2 protein-coding genes are annotated in these 1,213 nt (G+C 45.8%); one reads left to right on the top strand and one right to left on the bottom strand.

All coding sequences use genetic code 11. The annotated features are described in order from the left end of the window. On the top strand, window positions 1-262 hold a 262-nt coding region (locus R7O12_RS23630), incomplete at its 5' end, for a hypothetical protein (protein WP_318126465.1). 115 nt (window positions 263-377) lie between these two features. Here the strand turns inward: R7O12_RS23630 and R7O12_RS23625 are convergent. Then, a partial coding sequence (locus R7O12_RS23625; protein ID WP_318126463.1) for a type I secretion C-terminal target domain-containing protein occupies window positions 378-1,213 on the bottom strand: 836 nt, incomplete at its 5' end.

Below are 1,213 nucleotides of genomic sequence, written 5' to 3'. Positions count from 1 at the left end.
GCAGTTATCGCACAAGATGGCGGATAAAGCTGCACATGAGATTCAACAAACCTTCGTAAAAGGCGGTGAAGACTTATCATTCAATAAAGTCGAACTCGCTAAAAACGTGGCTTTCGCCGCGACCCCTTCCCTAGCCGCACATGCCACTGTTATCGAACCTCTTATCGAAGTTACTCAAGCCGCAAGTTACAACCGTATTGGTGCGTCCGTTGTGGAAAAAAATAACGAGGTAATTGGCAGCCTTCTCGACATTCACGTCTAAAGAAACCAAGATAAAAAATAATACCTAACTCCCTTTCCAGATATTCAAGAACACCAAACGCTAATAAGCGCAGCGGTCAAATCTAACCGCCGCACTTTTCATTTCTCAAATCACTTTATCCGTTATCAATAACACCTCGATTAAGAAGCGATTCAACAATCTCGTTTGAGCTTAATCCATTGAAGTCTATTGCCTGACCTAAGTTCTCAACCACAATAGTCTGATGAACGTTCGCATCAGTAGTAATGCTCAAAGAGACATTGTCTGTCGTGGCATCATAGTCCGCTTGAATATGCGCAAGTAACTCATCAATTCCTGCCATTGGGTCATTTAAATCCGCAATCACGTCTTTAAGATCGATCGTGTCTTCATTAAGCGTAAAGTCGGTGATGGTATCCACTGCACCTTCGTCAACGGTATCTTGAGTCCATTTAAAGATATCGTTACCACCGCCACCCGTTAGGATGTCCGAACCCAGACCACCGATGAGAATATCATCGCCGTCACCACCGATAATGCGGTCATCACCCGCCCCGCCGATGAGGGAAATTCCGCGATCACTACCAAGTAACAGATTATCTTCCGTTTCAGAAGAAACATCGATGTCACGGTTGTTGGACGTAACATTGATGCTGATATCGATTGGGTCTGAGAACGCTTGATCGCCATTCGATTCCGTTGAAACCGCAGTCAGCGTGATATCGTGATCACCTTGGCGCACGTTATCGATGTGAAGCGTATCAATTTCATCAGCAGGCACTGTCCAAGTCGAAGTCGCGCTATCAAAACTGATGCTCGATGTGGTTGCATCACTCGTTAGCGTTGCGCCTCTTGGAACGCCTGTCACCTCTAACGCTAAGACTTCATCCAAATCCGTCAGTGCAGCAATAATGCCGACTAACGCTACGCCCTGAAAACTCGCACTTTGGCTAGCAGTAATACGTTGGATGT

Source organism: Vibrio sp. Vb1574 (assembly GCF_033338675.1).
Note: the sequence above shows the minus strand (reverse complement) of the source record. Positions and strands in the feature narration are given on the sequence as shown.